Annotated in this window: 14 protein-coding genes and 1 pseudogene; all 15 read right to left on the reverse strand. The window is 38.8% G+C overall.

Annotated features, from left to right (window positions below; genetic code table 11):
• Positions 1-154: 154 nt before the first annotated feature.
• The 15 genes and pseudogenes from NSQ14_RS13690 to NSQ14_RS13760 all read right to left on the reverse strand — a co-directional run bounded on the left by NSQ14_RS13690 (position 155) and on the right by NSQ14_RS13760 (position 14,899).
• Positions 155-1,342 (reverse strand): thiolase family protein, encoded by a 1,188-nt coding sequence (locus tag NSQ14_RS13690; RefSeq protein ID WP_034771822.1) that lies wholly within the window; start codon positions 1,340-1,342, stop codon positions 155-157.
• 15 nt (positions 1,343-1,357) lie between these two features.
• A pseudogene (locus NSQ14_RS13695) lies at positions 1,358-2,505 on the reverse strand (acyl-CoA dehydrogenase family protein).
• A gap of 460 nt (positions 2,506-2,965) precedes the next feature.
• Positions 2,966-4,636: a sigma-54 interaction domain-containing protein gene (locus tag NSQ14_RS13700; RefSeq protein ID WP_428831596.1), complete on the reverse strand. Its 1,671-nt coding sequence runs from the start codon at positions 4,634-4,636 to the stop codon at positions 2,966-2,968.
• Positions 4,637-4,819: 183 nt separating this feature from the next.
• A complete protein-coding gene (ytxJ, locus tag NSQ14_RS13705; protein WP_095142305.1) occupies positions 4,820-5,146 on the reverse strand; it encodes a bacillithiol system redox-active protein YtxJ in 327 nt (108 codons plus the stop codon).
• Between the two features lies 1 nt (position 5,147).
• Positions 5,148-5,378 carry a hypothetical protein gene (locus NSQ14_RS13710; RefSeq protein ID WP_346216488.1) on the reverse strand — a complete coding sequence of 77 codons (231 nt, stop codon included), beginning with the start codon at positions 5,376-5,378 and terminating at the stop codon, positions 5,148-5,150.
• A 63-nt stretch (positions 5,379-5,441) separates the two neighbouring features.
• Complete coding sequence (locus tag NSQ14_RS13715) at positions 5,442-5,564, reverse strand: hypothetical protein (protein WP_346216489.1); 123 nt, start codon at positions 5,562-5,564, stop codon at positions 5,442-5,444.
• 13 nt (positions 5,565-5,577) lie between these two features.
• Positions 5,578-6,042, reverse strand: coding sequence for a DUF948 domain-containing protein (locus NSQ14_RS13720; RefSeq protein ID WP_227091754.1), 465 nt, complete (start codon positions 6,040-6,042; stop codon positions 5,578-5,580).
• A gap of 264 nt (positions 6,043-6,306) precedes the next feature.
• Positions 6,307-7,623 carry a UDP-N-acetylmuramate--L-alanine ligase gene (murC, locus tag NSQ14_RS13725; protein WP_227091753.1) on the reverse strand — a complete coding sequence of 439 codons (1,317 nt, stop codon included), beginning with the start codon at positions 7,621-7,623 and terminating at the stop codon, positions 6,307-6,309.
• Positions 7,624-8,070: 447 nt separating this feature from the next.
• Positions 8,071-10,941, reverse strand: a complete 2,871-nt coding sequence (locus tag NSQ14_RS13730; RefSeq protein WP_346216490.1) for a DNA translocase FtsK — start codon at positions 10,939-10,941, stop codon at positions 8,071-8,073.
• 474 nt (positions 10,942-11,415) lie between these two features.
• Positions 11,416-11,568, reverse strand: a complete 153-nt coding sequence (locus tag NSQ14_RS13735) for a hypothetical protein (RefSeq protein WP_161792927.1) — start codon at positions 11,566-11,568, stop codon at positions 11,416-11,418.
• Positions 11,569-11,875: 307 nt separating this feature from the next.
• A complete protein-coding gene (gene ytpR / locus NSQ14_RS13740) occupies positions 11,876-12,484 on the reverse strand; it encodes a YtpR family tRNA-binding protein (protein ID WP_041845695.1) in 609 nt (202 codons plus the stop codon).
• A gap of 4 nt (positions 12,485-12,488) precedes the next feature.
• Positions 12,489-13,298, reverse strand: coding sequence for a DUF1444 domain-containing protein (locus tag NSQ14_RS13745; RefSeq protein WP_041845696.1), 810 nt, complete (start codon positions 13,296-13,298; stop codon positions 12,489-12,491).
• A gap of 32 nt (positions 13,299-13,330) precedes the next feature.
• Positions 13,331-13,645, reverse strand: a complete 315-nt coding sequence (locus NSQ14_RS13750; RefSeq protein WP_041845697.1) for a thioredoxin family protein — start codon at positions 13,643-13,645, stop codon at positions 13,331-13,333.
• Positions 13,646-13,859: 214 nt separating this feature from the next.
• Positions 13,860-14,369 (reverse strand): hypothetical protein, encoded by a 510-nt coding sequence (locus NSQ14_RS13755; RefSeq protein WP_340497489.1) that lies wholly within the window; start codon positions 14,367-14,369, stop codon positions 13,860-13,862.
• Between the two features lie 2 nt (positions 14,370-14,371).
• Entirely contained in the window at positions 14,372-14,899 is a 528-nt protein-coding gene (locus tag NSQ14_RS13760) for a DUF84 family protein (RefSeq protein WP_346217125.1), read from the reverse strand.
• Positions 14,900-14,901 lie beyond the last annotated feature (2 nt).

Genomic DNA, 14,901 nt, shown 5'->3' on the forward strand with positions numbered 1-14,901 from the left:
CCTTTATTAAAATTTATGGCGTCTGTAAAAACGATCGCTCTATACTTTTACAGGGTGCTCTTTAAAACTTGTTTTTCTATTTTCCGGCGGCTGTTTCGGTAAGTCTTTAGCATAGTCTGCCGATAAGCTTTTCAGTGCCGATTATTTATGGACTCTAAAGCAACTCAATCATCATCGCCATGCCTTGCCCCCCGCCAACACACAATGTGGCGATACCAAATTGTTGTTGCCGTTTTATCATCTCATAGAGAAGGGTCGTTAGGATTCTGGCACCGGTTGCCCCGACCGGATGTCCCAAGGCAATCGCACCACCGTTTACATTTACCTTTTCATAATCAAGAGATAGTTCACGAATACATGCCAATGCTTGTGAGGCAAAAGCTTCATTCAGTTCAAAAAGATCAATATCTTGAATGGATTTGTTTTGTTTAGCTAACAACCTTTTCACTGCGGGAACCGGTCCAATTCCCATAATTTCAGGAGACACACCGGAAACAGCCCAATCGACAATTTTGGCTAACGGTTTTAACCCTAATTCTTGAGCTTTTTGCCGCTTCATCATGACAAGCGCCGCTGCACCGTCATTCCTACCGCATGCGTTTCCCGCTGTCACAGTCCCGTTTGGTTTAAAAGCCGGTTTTAATGTTGCCAACTTATCCAAGGTTGTCGTGAATCTTGGATGTTCATCTTGAGTGAACTGAAAGGACTCTTTTTTCCGGTTCACTTGTACAGGAATTATTTCTTCTTGGAAGCGCCCTTTCATAATTGCCGCTTTTGCCCGCTTCTGGCTCTCAAGGGCAAAAATATCTTGGTCTTCTCTGGAAATCTTGTATGTTTCCGCCACATTTTCAGCGGTCATCCCCATGCCAAGGTTAGCACCATAAATCTCTGTTGGTTGCTGGCCCGCTTCTGTATTGGAATCTACTAAATAAGGTGTTTCATCGCCAAATCGGGCGCCACGGAGATAAATCGGCGAACGGCTCATACTTTCTGTTCCACCGGCAACGACAATTTCCGCATCCCCGCGAAGAATTTCTTGGACGCCGGATGCAACAGCCTGCATTCCCGAAGCACAAAGACGATTAACTGTAAATGCAGGAGTCGTCTCTGGAAGCCCAGCCCTAAGTGCTGCTACCCTGGCAACATTTGATGATTCGGTTGTTTGACGGACTTCTCCCATAATGACTTCATCTATTTGATCCGGTTGGATACTTGCTCGATTGATTGCTTCCTCAATGACGAGTGCGGCCAGATGTCCGGAGCTGATATTTTTGAGAGAGCCACCAAAAGTACCAATCGGCGTCCTGACAGCGCTTACAATAACAACTTCTTCGTTCCCCATTTACGCCCTCCTTTTTCAGCTGTACTCTTTCATTAACTGTTTTGCAATAATATTTTTCTGTATTTCAGATGTACCTTCATAAATTCTTGTAATCCGGGCATCTCGGTAAAATCGTTCAATCGGATATCCGGCAATATATCCTAATCCGCCATGAATCTGCAACGCTTTATCGGCAACACGGTTGTAAGTTTCCGAACCGTATAGTTTTAACATTGCCGCTTCTTTAATGACATTTTTTCCCTCATCCACCATCCAAGCTACACGGTATGTAAAAGATCGCAAAGCTTCTATTTCGACTGCCATTTCAGCAAGCATATGGGCGACTGCTTGATGTTCGATGATTGGTACCCCGAACTGTTTCCGTTCTAAGGTATACGTTGTGGCCATATCCAATAATTTTTGACAACTTCCCAGATTTCTGGCAGCCAGACCGGCACGACCATTCGTCAAGATTTTTAATGCATTTATATACCCTGCCCCTTCTTCGCCAAGCATGTTTTCTACCGGAACTTCACAATCTTCTAAAATAATTTCTGCGGAATGAGACCCGCGTAATCCCATTTTTTGTTCAACCGTGCCGATGTGGAATCCCGAAAAACCTTTTTCAACTATAAATGCGGTTATTCCACGAGCACCTTTTCTGCGGTTTGTTACCGCCATGACAGTAAAAATATCTGCTTCCGTTGCATTCGTAATATAATGTTTTGTTCCATTTAAAATATATTTATCTCCCTTTTTTACTGCGTTGTTTGCAAATTGGCGGCATTTGATCCGGCTTCCGGTTCCGTCAGCGCAAAAGCGCCGATTTTTTCACCACTTGCCATTGAAGGCAAATATTTTTCTTTTTGTTGTTCGTTTCCAAATTCGACGAGTCCAACAGTGCCAATCCCTGTATGGGCGCCAATTAAGGTCGTGTAACCGTTATGAGTTTGTCCAATCTCCTCATAGATCGCACATTTACCAACCATCCCGATCCCCAGACCGCCATATTTTTCCGGAATACTTAAACCGAACAGACCTAATTCTTTCGACATCTCAATGATATGTTGTGGAATTTTATCATCAGCTTCAATTTGCTCGGCAACCGCTTCAACCTCTTTTTGGATAAAGTCTCTGACATTTTCTTTCAAGAGTAAAATATCTTCATCCAGTTGAAAATCCACTCCCGTCACTTCCTCGTTTGTCAAATTCTTGTCACAATTTTATATTGCAAGTAGTGTGCCAACTTTTAAACGATAACAATATGCATAATCAAGTGAAACTTAAATCAGTGGGTTTTTATCATCACTGATGGTTAGTTGAACCAATTGGACCTTTACGGGCAGTTCATACCCTACCAATCTTCTTTGTAACTCAAAAATCTTGAGGTGAGGGACTTACTGCCCGTTAAGATGGGATAAAATGTAATGCAATTATGAATTATTAAACCATATTCCTATGTTTCTATTTGATTTAATTTTGTATCGAATAATTCATTTTTGAATTAAAAAACACTCGACTTTGACACGAAAGCCAAAGTAAACAGACTGAGAACATGGTTTCACCCTATGATTTAATTTAATTGTCAAAATTGAAAAAAACTGCTCCGGACAATGGGTTGGAACAGTTTTTCAATCCTTCACACTATTCATTTTTTACTTTGATGTTGTATTTCTTCAACTTGCGGACGACGGTTGGCTGACTTGTTTGCAGCGCTCGTGCAATTTCATATGTATTTTGATATTTTTTCGCCGCCTGACGCAACAGCCTCCTCTCAACGTCTTCCACGGCTTCTTTCAATGAAAGTTGAGTTTGTTGTCCAACGATTTCCGAGGAACGGTATTCTTTTGGCAAGTGATCAATTCCGATTTTATCTTGATATACGGTAACCACTAATCGTTCAATCAAATTAGAAAGTTCACGAATATTCCCCGGCCAATCATACACCGTGAGAAAATCAATCAGTTCGTAATCAAATTCCTTATACAACTGATATTTTTGATTATATGTTTTTAAAAACAAATGGATAAGCGGCAATATATCTTCCCGACGTTCACGCAACGGAGGAATATGAATTGGAATCACATTGAGTCGATAATAGAGGTCTTCCCGAAATTCACCCTGTACCACCATCTCATATAAATTTCGATTGGTTGCGGCAATAATATGGACATCAACCTTCTTCGGCTTCGTTCCCCCTACACGTTGGATTTCCCCTTCCTGCAGAACACGTAAAAGTTTTACTTGTAAATTTAATGGTAATTCAGCCACTTCATCAAGGAACAATGTACCGCCATTCGCTAATTCAAACATACCTGGTTTGCCATTCCGATTCGCCCCGGTAAAAGCACCGGCCTCGTAACCAAATAATTCGGATTCAAGTAATTCCGGCGGGATGGCACCACAATTTACTTTAATCAGTTTTCCGGTTTTCACTCGGTCACTATTTTCATAGATAAAATTTGTTAAAACATCCTTTCCGACACCGGTTTCCCCTAAAATTAAGATGGTTGCATCAAAATTAGCAATTCGTTTCGCTGTTTCAAAAATGGCTAACATTTGCTCACTTTGAACAACAATCCCGTACTTTTCCTCATATTCATTTTTTGGTTGCGGGGCCTCCGTCTGGAATTCATGGTCTTTAAGATAATCAATTTGTTCCGCTTGGATTCGATTCAAATCAGTGAGGTCTCTAATATTGGTAACAATCATATCAATATTTCCTTGACTGTCAAGTACCGGAGTTCCTGTTAAAAGCGTAATATTTCCAATATAATTTTTTTGGACAAATGACACCGTTTTCTTTTTCTTCAATGCTTCTTCTGTTACGGAATTTTTTAAAATCCCCCGTCTTACTAAATCCTTTACATTTTTCCCAAGATAATAATGTTTCGGGATCCCGGTAATTCGTTCAATTGCAGCATTTGTCCGAATCGTCACTCCTTCCCGATTTGTCAAATAAATACCGTCATAGGAATGTTCAAAAACAGCTTCCAATTCATACTTATGTCGTTTCAAATCATTCAATGCCTCGAGCAAATCGGTGACACCGCTTGTTTCAATTCCGACTAATAGATTTTCATTTTGCTTGATTTGTTTTTTAATAACTAAATAATCTTTCCCGGTGATTTTTGCCATTAATAAATTAGGGTCTGATTGATTCGGGACCACTTGTAAATAATCGGTTATGTTTTTATCCTTTCCTAATCCTGTTAACAATGATTCAAATGCTTGGTTGTATGAAACGAGTTTGTCATGATCATCCATAATAGCGAATGGGATAGGGAAATGGTTCCACTTTTGCAAAAAAATCACCTGCCTTGATAAAGATTGTTGCCGGGTTTTCGTTATTTGGCGGTCATACATGCTTTTGTACCAACGAAGCTGTCTTATTAAGTGGCACCACCTATATGAGGGGAAGGCTTATTTTAAGAAAAGGACTGTCCCCATCAGAACTTTCCTTAGGACAATCCCTCTTCTCTTGTTCATTGTATGATCTTATAAGGTAACTTTTTCTATCGCTTCTTTCGTTATCTCGCCGTGAGAATTGTGCCACTGTACCTCTCCGCTCTTAATATAAAAGATTTGCGGGGATTCATGTTTAATTGCAAAATGGTCTGCGATATAATTGGACAATGGTCTACTTTCTTGGACCGTTAAATAATATCCGTTGATTTCATTATGTTCTTCCAAATAAGCAGTAAATTGGTCAAATGCACCTCGGCTAAATGGACAAGTTAAACTATGTTTGAATAATAAGAATGAACTTTCTTTTTCCAGAATCGATTTAAATTCACTTTCTTCGTATATTTGTTTGAGAGGCAAATTATTTATCCCCCTTATTTTTTAAAGCTGCCAATTTCTCATCAATTTCATTTGATAATTCCTCAATTGTTTGCTTGGCATCTTCTAATACTTCTATGGCTTCATCATCGGATTTTTTTGTCATTGATTGTACGGCGTCGACTAAGAAGTTTGTTTGCTCTTGAACAGCTTTCGTTAATTTTTCTTTGGCATCATTGGCAAATTCCCGGACATCATTGCCTTTTTGAATCACAATATTCTTGACTTGATCACTTTTATCTAAAGCAAAATTGGCCTTTGATTGAATTTCGCTACGTTAATCTTTTCCGGATTTTGGTGCAAATAATAGAGCTGCAAGCGAACCAATTACACTCCCGATAATCACACCTGTTAAGAAATCCTTTGTCTCCCTTGTTTCCGCTTTTTTGTTTTCTTCCATTTTCATCATCCTCCTACTCTGTTCGATTATCGATGACAATATTTGCTTCCTTATTATGTTTTCTGCGTTCCTTAATTTCAATCCATTTGTCCTTCAGTTCGCCGGCAAGTTTCCCCCAGCTGATAACTTGTGAAATTTTATCCTGATTATCTGCCACTTTTTGAATGACTGTGTTTGAAATACTATTCACTGAATGATTAAATGCCTGAAGGGTGTGTCCGACTTCTTCTACCGCTATGACGACAGAATCTAGTTTTTTTGACTTTTGTTGGATATCAGCCGCCAAATCATTGGTTTTTTTGAGTAAATTTTCTGTTTCCTTTGTTACCCCTTGCAATTGCCCTTCCAAACTTTCTACAGTATGTGAAATATGGTTTAACGTTTGTGTTAATGATTTTAATGTTTGTATAATATAAATGACCAATACAACAAAAGCAACGGCCACTACAGCCACACTTATGTACAAAATCGCTTCCATTATGAAAAACTCCCTTCTATTTCCTCTCTTACCAATCTTTACATTCTATTCTATTTCAATTAAAACATTTTTACAAAGAAGAATCGAGCCTATATACTAATTTTTTATTAAATATTTCGTACAGGTATCTGAAAAAGTACCGAAAAGCTCTCCCGTATACAAAAAAAGCCATCCAACAGGTCCTTAACGAGCCAATAATCCGGTCAAACTTCCGGTTAGTGAATCGCAAAACTCCGTCAGACAGCTTTCCAATTTTCTATCACCTTATACGGTTTTATGTTCTTTTTTCAAATAGCGTTCATAGGCTTCTTGATATTTATGAACATCCCCGGCACCCATGAACAAGACAACACTGTTTTCAAAATCAGCTAATTTGGCAACATCTTCTTCTGCTAAAATTTGTGCTCCATCAACCTTGGCTTGTAGATCTTGGATAGATAAATTTCCGTGATTTTCCCGAGCCGATCCAAAAATTTCACAAAGGAACACTTCATCAGCTGCACTTAAACTATTGGCAAAATCATTTAAAAAGGTTTGTGTTCTTGTAAAAGTATGCGGTTGGAAGACGGCAACCAATTTTCTATCCGGATATTTTTGTCTTGCCGAATTTAGTGTTGCCCGGATTTCGGTCGGATGATGGGCATAGTCATCAATTAATATTTGCGAACCAATTCTTTTTTCAGTAAATCTCCTCTTTACGCCATGAAATGTTTTTAACCCTTCACGAATAATCGAAACATCAATATCCTCATAATGACAAATCGTAATGACACTTAATGCATTCAATACATTATGATCGCCAAATAACGGAATGAAGAAGGAAGAATAGAAATTGTTACGAACAAAGACATCAAAAGTTGTTCCTTCCTGTGTCGTTTCAATATTTCGTGCCTGAAAATCATTTTCATCACCGAAGCCATAAAAAAGTACCGGAACTTTCGCTTGAATTTTTTGCAGATGCTCATCATCACCGCAAGCAATAATTCCTTTTTTCACCTGCAATGCGATTTCTTGGAAAGCAGAAAAAACATCCTCTACATTGGCGTAATAATCGGGATGGTCAAAATCTATATTTGTCATAATACAGTAATCGGGAAAGTATGAAAGAAAATGGCGACGATATTCACATGCTTCAAAAACAAAATAAGTGGCGTCCTTAACCCCTTTCCCTGTTCCATCACCAATTAAATAAGATGTTGGTTTTGCCAATTCCATGACATGCGAAAGAAGCCCGGTTGTCGATGTTTTCCCATGAGCACCGGTAACTGCGATACTTGTATAATTTTGAATAAAATCTCCTAAAAAGCGATGATAACGTATGACCGGCAGTCCTAATGCCAACGCTTTTTGAATCTCTTCGTGGGAATCAGGAAATGCATTTCCCGCGATAATTGTCATTCCCGGTTTTATATTGTCTTCTTTAAAAGGATAAATGGGAATTCCTAGTTTTTCCAATGAATCTTGCGTAAAATAATGTTTTTCTACGTCCGATCCTTGGACTTTGAAACCCATATTATGAAGGATTTGTGCAAGGGCACTCATCCCGGATCCTTTAATTCCTACAAAATGGTAAATAGTCATGTTAGAACCTCCAACAATGTCACTATATAATATGCATTATATGTATGAGAGAACTTATTTCGTGTTTCGTACAAATTTCAAAAAGCCATTTTCCAAAAGTTCGTTATTTTTTAAAATGAACCGACCCTTTCGCTCAAGCAAAGACTTTCGCCGGCTTCCAAGCTTGCAAGTAACGTAAAATATTCACGACCGTTGGCGAAAACAGCCTTTCAAAAATTTCCTGTCCCTAATCCAATTAGAATTGTTCACTACATAATGCGCTGAACCGCACTTTATGTATTATAGCATTTTCATTTCAAAAAAACTATCGCTTATCTATATCCTTGCCCGCCAAACCTAAAATTTTCAACAAAAGCCGAGTTTTATAAAATTTTTTTTGAATCGGGTCGGTAGGATTTTTCGATCAGTCGACCCGGTTTCTGCAATTTTATTTGCATGTTTCCATCTTTATAGAAGCTCCTTCAACTGGTCTAAATCGTTATTTGTCATTAATACATCACGCGGTTTACTACCCTTTGCCTCCGAAATCATGCCTTTTTCTTCCATCAATTCAATAATTCGTGCTGCCCGATTATAGCCGATTCGAAAATGTCTTTGTAAACTTGATGTAGAGATATTTCCTTGTTCTAATGCATATTCACAAGCCTCATAAAGAAGTTCATCATTCTCGGCTAAATCAGATTTTTTAATAAGTTCTTCTTGTTCAAATAAGTAATTCGGTTCACCTTGGGTCCGAACATGGTCAACCACTTTTTCAATTTCTTCATCTGTAATAAAAGCACCTTGAATGCGGACCGGTTTTGCCGTTCCGTTTGCCACAAATAGCATATCGCCTTTTCCAAGCAGACGTTCCGCTCCACTAATGTCAATGATCGTACGGGAATCAATTTGACTCGATACGGAAAAAGCAATCCGTGTCGGTACATTTGCTTTAATCAAACCGGTAATGACATCAACAGAAGGTCGTTGGGTCGCAATCAACAGATGAATACCACATGCACGAGCCTTTTGGGCAATTCTGGCAATCGCTTCTTCGACATCAGCCGGTGCCATCATCATTAAATCAGCTAATTCATCAATAATAATCACAATATATGGTAATTTTTGTTCTTGCATTTCACACTTCTCGTTAAATTTACTAATGTCACGTACACCGGAATGAGCAAACAATTCATATCGTCTTTCCATCTCATCGACCGCCCACTTTAACGCCTGGGTTGCTGCTTTCACATCGGTAATGACGGGACTAATTAAGTGTGGAATGCCGTTATATGGAGACAACTCCACCATTTTTGGATCGATTAATAATAATTTTACTTCTTCAGGTCTGGCCTTATATAAAAGACTGATAATAAATGTGTTAATGCAAACACTTTTTCCGGAACCTGTCGCACCGGCAATTAAACCATGGGGCATTTTTTTAATATCGGTCATAATCGGTTTACCCGTAATGTCGAGACCAAGAGCCGCTGTTAATGGAGAGTTTGCATCAATGAAACTCGGTTGATCGATGATGTCTCGCAGATAAACCGGCCGGCTGATTTTATTCGGTACTTCAATCCCGATTGTGTGTTTACCCGGAATCGGTGCTTCAATTCGAATTTCTTTCGCGGCAAGACTTAGTTTTAAGTCATCCGTCAAGTTGGTAATTTTACTTACCTTCACTCCCATATCAGGGGATAATTCAAAACGAGTTACTGTGGGACCGACAGAAACATCAACGACTTTCGCACCGACATGGAAACTCCGTAACGTATTGTTTAGAATCGCTTTTTGATCCTCAATCCACTCGTCATTGGATTGTTGAAAAGTAAATTTATTTAAAAGATTACGGGACGGGAATTGATAGTCCTGTTCTTCAACTGTATTGGTTTCTGTAGCGGCAGCAGCCATTTGTTGAAAAATTTGCTGTTCCGCTTTCTTTTTCAAAAATTCCCGGTCTTTTTTCAACATAAGAACATTGAAAGGAAGATGTTTTTTCGTTGTCGGTTTCGTCGCTTGTTCTTGATCGTTTCGTTTACCAGATTGTTTTTCTTTCGCAACATTTTCCTTATGTTCATTCATTGATTTTGCTTTTTGAATTTCTTTTGCCTCTACCTTTTCCATATTGTTATTTGTTGGGTCGATCTCCACTGTATCGGTTAATTCCTCGACAGTGACTGTTTCCTTATTCAAGTCATCATCCGGTTCTTTGGCAAATTCATCTTCTCGCATGACCGGCTCTTGATTATTTTTTTCGAATTCAAGCGCTTCTTGTTGCTTGGAATCTTGATTTACAGTTGGGACATCTTGCAAATAGTGCTTCTCTGGTTTATCTGTTTCAATACTCCACTCGGTCAGTTGTATATCTTCCCCGGATTCAGCTGTTTCTGATGACGTTAAAAGGGGGGCTTCAGTCCTCTCCGCTTTCATGAAATCATCGTTAATTTCTTGATTTTTTTCTTGTTCCGGAGTTGTTTCTTCCATTTTTCCGATTGCTTCCTGCGACAACGAAGAAAGATCTTGTGTTTCGGTGTCAAAGTCAGATTGTTTTGATTGGATCATATCCGGAAATGAGGTTGACGTATCACCATTATTTTCCGTCTGTACCTCTATTTTCATTGATAAGGAATTTTCTTTATCTGTTATCTGACTATTTGTGGCAGCCCATTGCTGACTATATTCCGGCTGATCCGGTTTTTCCTTCCTATTGGGAAGTTGATTGATTGTTATTTGTTCTTTTTCTTGACCATCCTCATATAAATTTGAATGATCTCTGCTTTGAACAGTTTCCCTTATCTCATCTTGGTCATCATGGAACTCGTGACCAGACAATTTTTTATTTTCTGCATTTCTCTCAAAAGTGGTCAGTTCAAATTCAATGATGTCATCCTGTTTTTTTCTCCTTTGAAACCCGTAAATAGGTGAAGGAATTTCAGTTGGATGAAATGGTCGCTTTTTATGAATCTTTTCTTGCCGAACCTCATGAACATCATTGCTAATTGCTTCAGATGCTTGATTATTTTGTTTTGAGGTGGGTCCCAATTGCGGTGCAGAGGATGTCTTTTCCTTTTTCTTTTCATACCGGCGAATATCAGCTTCGTGGCGCCGCTGTAAAAGATCACGAATATCGGACATACCTTCTTTCATGTTTGCACGATGATGAATGATATGTTTGCCCTCACCCTTTTCAATTAAAGGCCGATTCGTGGAACTTTTTGGATATTGATATGTTACTTTTGTCTTAAGCTCTTTGCTTTGAACCGCATCGTTAGTTGGGCCTAGCCATTCATCCTCATCATCTTGGTAAAAAGAAAACCATTTTTTATACCAATCCATTTCCATCACTCTCTTTCAAAACATACAATAACATTTTACTATAAAATGAAGTTGAAAGGGGGGAAAACTAACATGACAATTGAAGCAGTCATTTTACAAGTTGATCATTTTTTTTACATTTGCTCAGGAAATAGAAATTCCTCAACTAGGAAAGGGGGGGCGCATTAATGTGACTGACGAGAGATTTGTCCTCGTCGCCAAAAAATAGAATTTTTCACCCAAATACGACGACGAGAATAGGTCTCGTCGCCAAAAATAGGATTTTTTCACTTCAAAACAGCGACGAGATTCAGGTTCGTCGTCAAAAATGAGCATTTTTCGCCTCAAAGTGGTGACGAGATTCAGGCTCGTCGCCAAAAACAGGCATTTTTCACCTTAAAACGGCGACGAGATCAAGGCTCGTCGTCAAAAACAGGCATTTCTCACCTTAAATCGGCGACGAGATCAAGGCTCGTCGTCAAAAACAGGCATTTCTCACCTTAAATTGGCGACGAGATCAAGGCTCGTCGCCAAAAAATCAAGATTTTCACCCAAATACGACGACGAGAATAGGTCTCGTCGCCAAAAAAGTGCGTTTTTCACCGGAAAATGGTGACGAGATTCAGGCTCTTCGCCAAAAATGAGCATTTTTCACCTTAAATCGGCGACGAGATCAAGGCTCGTCACAAAAAATCAAGTTTTTCATCCAAATACGACGACGAGAATAGGTCTCGTCGCCAGAAACAAGCATTTCTCACCTTAAAACGGCGACGAGAACGTATTTCATCGATTTGATTGGTTTGCTAAAACGCAAAACTAAACCATATTATTGTAATGTTTGATTTAGGATTCTGCCTCTTATTTGAAAAGCGCAGTACCAGTGATAACACACTACCAGAACTTAAGATGCTTGAGTTGCAACTGCAGCCAATTTAATCTTGTTTTTTAGCTGCTTTTAATATTTAAATTCAGTTCCTACCGTATATGTATCTTCCAGAACAAGAATCCCTTTTTTCTCCGGAGCATTTGGAAGTGCTAATTCCCGGGCTGAACAAATCATTCCTTGTGAAGATATACCGCGAAGTTCAGCAGGTTGGATAACAAGACCGCTCGGCATCACTGCACCAATTTTAGCGACAACGACTTTTTGCCCGGCATCCACATTAGGCGCACCGCAAACAATTTGTAATATTTCGGTTCCAACATCGACTTTACAAACACTTAATTTGTCTGCTTGCGGATGCTTTTCCTTTTCTTTCACATAACCGACAACAAATTTTGGTGAAAGATCAGCAGTTAACTGATCGGTGAATCCGTGACTGTTTATGATTTCATTTAATTTCGCCACCAATTCCTCCGTCAAGTCTACAAGTCCTTTCGTCACAGTAAAAGAAACATAGTTTGAGGCATTGAAGAGGTTGAACCCTGCTGTCTCACCTGTCTCACTGTTTACGATTTTTACAACATCATCTTTTTTCTCATATGTAAAATTTGCTTGATTTACCGGCTTCAACGAAATTAAAAATATATCGCCGACTCCTTCTTTATTGTAAAAAATGTTCATTCGATTACTCCTTTCTAATCGGCCGGTTTTTGGCCATAATAAAAATCGGTTCGAGTTTCCCATCTTCATAATAAAAAGAGAGGGCAGTAATTGGAATCGCTCCATTTGTAAAAAAACTCATCGTCATTTGGGCCAATATATCATATCCGATATCATTTTTTATGTCAGCAAAAATCAAAACATCTTGATGGGGAATGGAGATAGCGAGTTTCCCTTCAACCTTTTCTTCCATTTCTTTCAATAAGTTTTCATTCAAAATCCGGCTCGCATCATATCCGTCATTCGTATTTAAAAAATAAAAGTCATTCCCGCGGACGGAGTCTTTTTTCAACGGATTAGCAAGGGATCGTAAATTAAACTTGGCCATTTCCCGGATCATGTTCGGCTCCCAATTTTCTTTTGCTAACATGTTTTCATCAATTAGTCGATATGTATTGCCTAAATCCAAGGCATAATAAATCCTCGTTTCCGCGGTATGCTCATCCACTAACATTTCTCCACCTGTATCTGTTCTTTTCGGAAAAGAGGTGGAACGAATGACCGGAAAGATGTTTTTCTCCTGTCCGGTCAATTCGATTGATGACGTCATCGCTTTTAATGCTGCTTCTACATAATAGACAACTTCATCAATAGCATGGTCCCGTTCTTTTTCCCATTTCCCGATAATTGGTGGTAAAGAAATATTAATCCCTTTTTTGATTTTTGTATCTTCCACCCTTAATTCATCTTTATCACGATTGAAAGTAATTTTCCGGTTGTCGCCTGCTAAACGTTGTTCTAAAATTTTTTTCAAGGTTGTAACCGACATTTTCATAGGAATCACTCCATATTATGGATGCACAGGAACTACTTTAATGAATCCATAAATTTTTCCACTTCTTCTTTTGTTTTCCGATCTTTGCTGACAAAACGTCCGATTTCTTGACCATCTTTAAAAACAACAAAGCTTGGGATGCCAAAAATATCCAGTTCCCCGCATAAGTCGATAAATTCGTCCCGGTCAACGGAAACAAAAGTGTATTCTTTATATTCATTTTCAATTTCCGGCAAAAATGGTTCAAGGAAACGGCAATCCGGGCACCATCCGGCCGTAAATAAAAAGACATGACTTCCACTATTCTTTAGCGATTCAAATTGTTCAACGGATTGTAATTTTTCCACTTATAAACCCTCCAGCAATATTTAAAAATTTTGGTTGGAAATATTCTCTTATAGAGTTTAGCAAAGGAGGACAAGACTTTCCACTATCTTGTTTTTAGTACCTCTTTTGCAACTTCCCTCGTGGAGGTCTCCAATGTGAAGATGCTTTATCGCGTCAACTCGTTTTTGTCTTCTTTAAGTCTCCAACGCAACATATGGTACCAATTAGCTGTTATTATCCCTTTAATTCAATAGAAGATACCACTTTCATCATCGTTTCCGCATCCTGGGTTAATCGCTTCATATCTGTCATGGTAGTCATTTTATAGCCGCCGATTCCGACCGTCAGTTCATATTCATCTTTGTTTGTTTCTTTTAAAAACACATAACCGAACTTATTTTTATTCGTAAATGTTTCAGTAAACGTATAGGAATTAGCTTCCTTTAACATCGCCTCGTAAACAACCCGGCTATCCTCTTTTTCATTCTTATTGATGAATAAAATAAATATTTGGTCTCCTTTTGTAACAAGGATATTATTTGCATCCGATTCATTCATTTTCATTGCGAAAGGTAAATAGAAACGAATATCATCGGTCTCTTTATTTGGTTTCTCACTTTCAGCCGTCACACTTGACTCCAACAGCTCTTTAACATCTTGCTGTTTATCCTGAAGTGATGAAGTACAAGCAGATAAAAGAAAAACGAACAACAGTAATTGAATTACTTGTAATTTTCGAAGCATGATCAGCCCCCGTTACTTGTTTTGTTGGCATAATCGAATTGCCCTTTTAATAATTTCACTACCTGTGTAAACATCTCAACCCGGTTTACTTGGCCATCGGTAAAAATTCCGATTGCCCCTTCATGAGAACGAATATTTTCTTGTTGACAAAAGTCATCCATTACCGGTCCCAATTCTTCCCCATTTCTTAATCTCTGACTAATATAAGCAGGCAAAACAATTCGTGCACCGCCGGCGATAAAAGGTTGTTCAGAAAATTCGCGTATAACAAGTGCTCCCCAATTGCACAACATTAATCCGTGTAGTGATTCATTTACCCCTCCTTCCAAACCAGAACCAATATCAGCATCCGTTTCAGCAATGGCATTTTTTGCTCGATTGATCGCTCCTTGGATCGTTTCCTCATCAGAAAATGGCTGTTCGCTTACATTGGATGGAACTTTGCACGGGATTATATCCGCCCCATTATAAAATATATTATAAATAGCCTGCAATTTTGCCTGATTTGTTGTACCTGCCGCCAGTCTCATGA

It is taken from the genome of Caldifermentibacillus hisashii (assembly GCF_039654145.1).
Classification (GTDB): Bacteria; Bacillota; Bacilli; order Bacillales; family Caldibacillaceae; genus Caldifermentibacillus; species Caldifermentibacillus hisashii.

Bases quoted from the DNA above. Each gene is read 5' to 3' on its own strand.
- NSQ14_RS13760 (WP_346217125.1), bottom strand. From the start codon at position 14,899: ATGAGACTGGCGGCAGGTACAACAAATCAGGCAAAATTGCAGGCTATT.
- murC (WP_227091753.1), bottom strand. From the start codon at position 7,623: ATGACTATTTACCATTTTGTAGGAATTAAAGGATCCGGGATGAGTGCC.
- NSQ14_RS13720 (WP_227091754.1), bottom strand. From the start codon at position 6,042: ATGGAAGCGATTTTGTACATAAGTGTGGCTGTAGTGGCCGTTGCTTTT.
- NSQ14_RS13690 (WP_034771822.1), bottom strand. From the start codon at position 1,342: ATGGGGAACGAAGAAGTTGTTATTGTAAGCGCTGTCAGGACGCCGATT.
- NSQ14_RS13715 (WP_346216489.1), bottom strand. From the start codon at position 5,564: ATGGAAGAAAACAAAAAAGCGGAAACAAGGGAGACAAAGGATTTCTTA.
- NSQ14_RS13735 (WP_161792927.1), bottom strand. From the start codon at position 11,568: ATGCTCATTTTTGGCGAAGAGCCTGAATCTCGTCACCATTTTCCGGTG.
- ytpR (WP_041845695.1), bottom strand. From the start codon at position 12,484: ATGAACATTTTTTACAATAAAGAAGGAGTCGGCGATATATTTTTAATT.
- NSQ14_RS13745 (WP_041845696.1), bottom strand. From the start codon at position 13,298: ATGAAAATGTCGGTTACAACCTTGAAAAAAATTTTAGAACAACGTTTA.
- NSQ14_RS13755 (WP_340497489.1), bottom strand. From the start codon at position 14,369: ATGCTTCGAAAATTACAAGTAATTCAATTACTGTTGTTCGTTTTTCTT.
- NSQ14_RS13730 (WP_346216490.1), bottom strand. From the start codon at position 10,941: ATGGATTGGTATAAAAAATGGTTTTCTTTTTACCAAGATGATGAGGAT.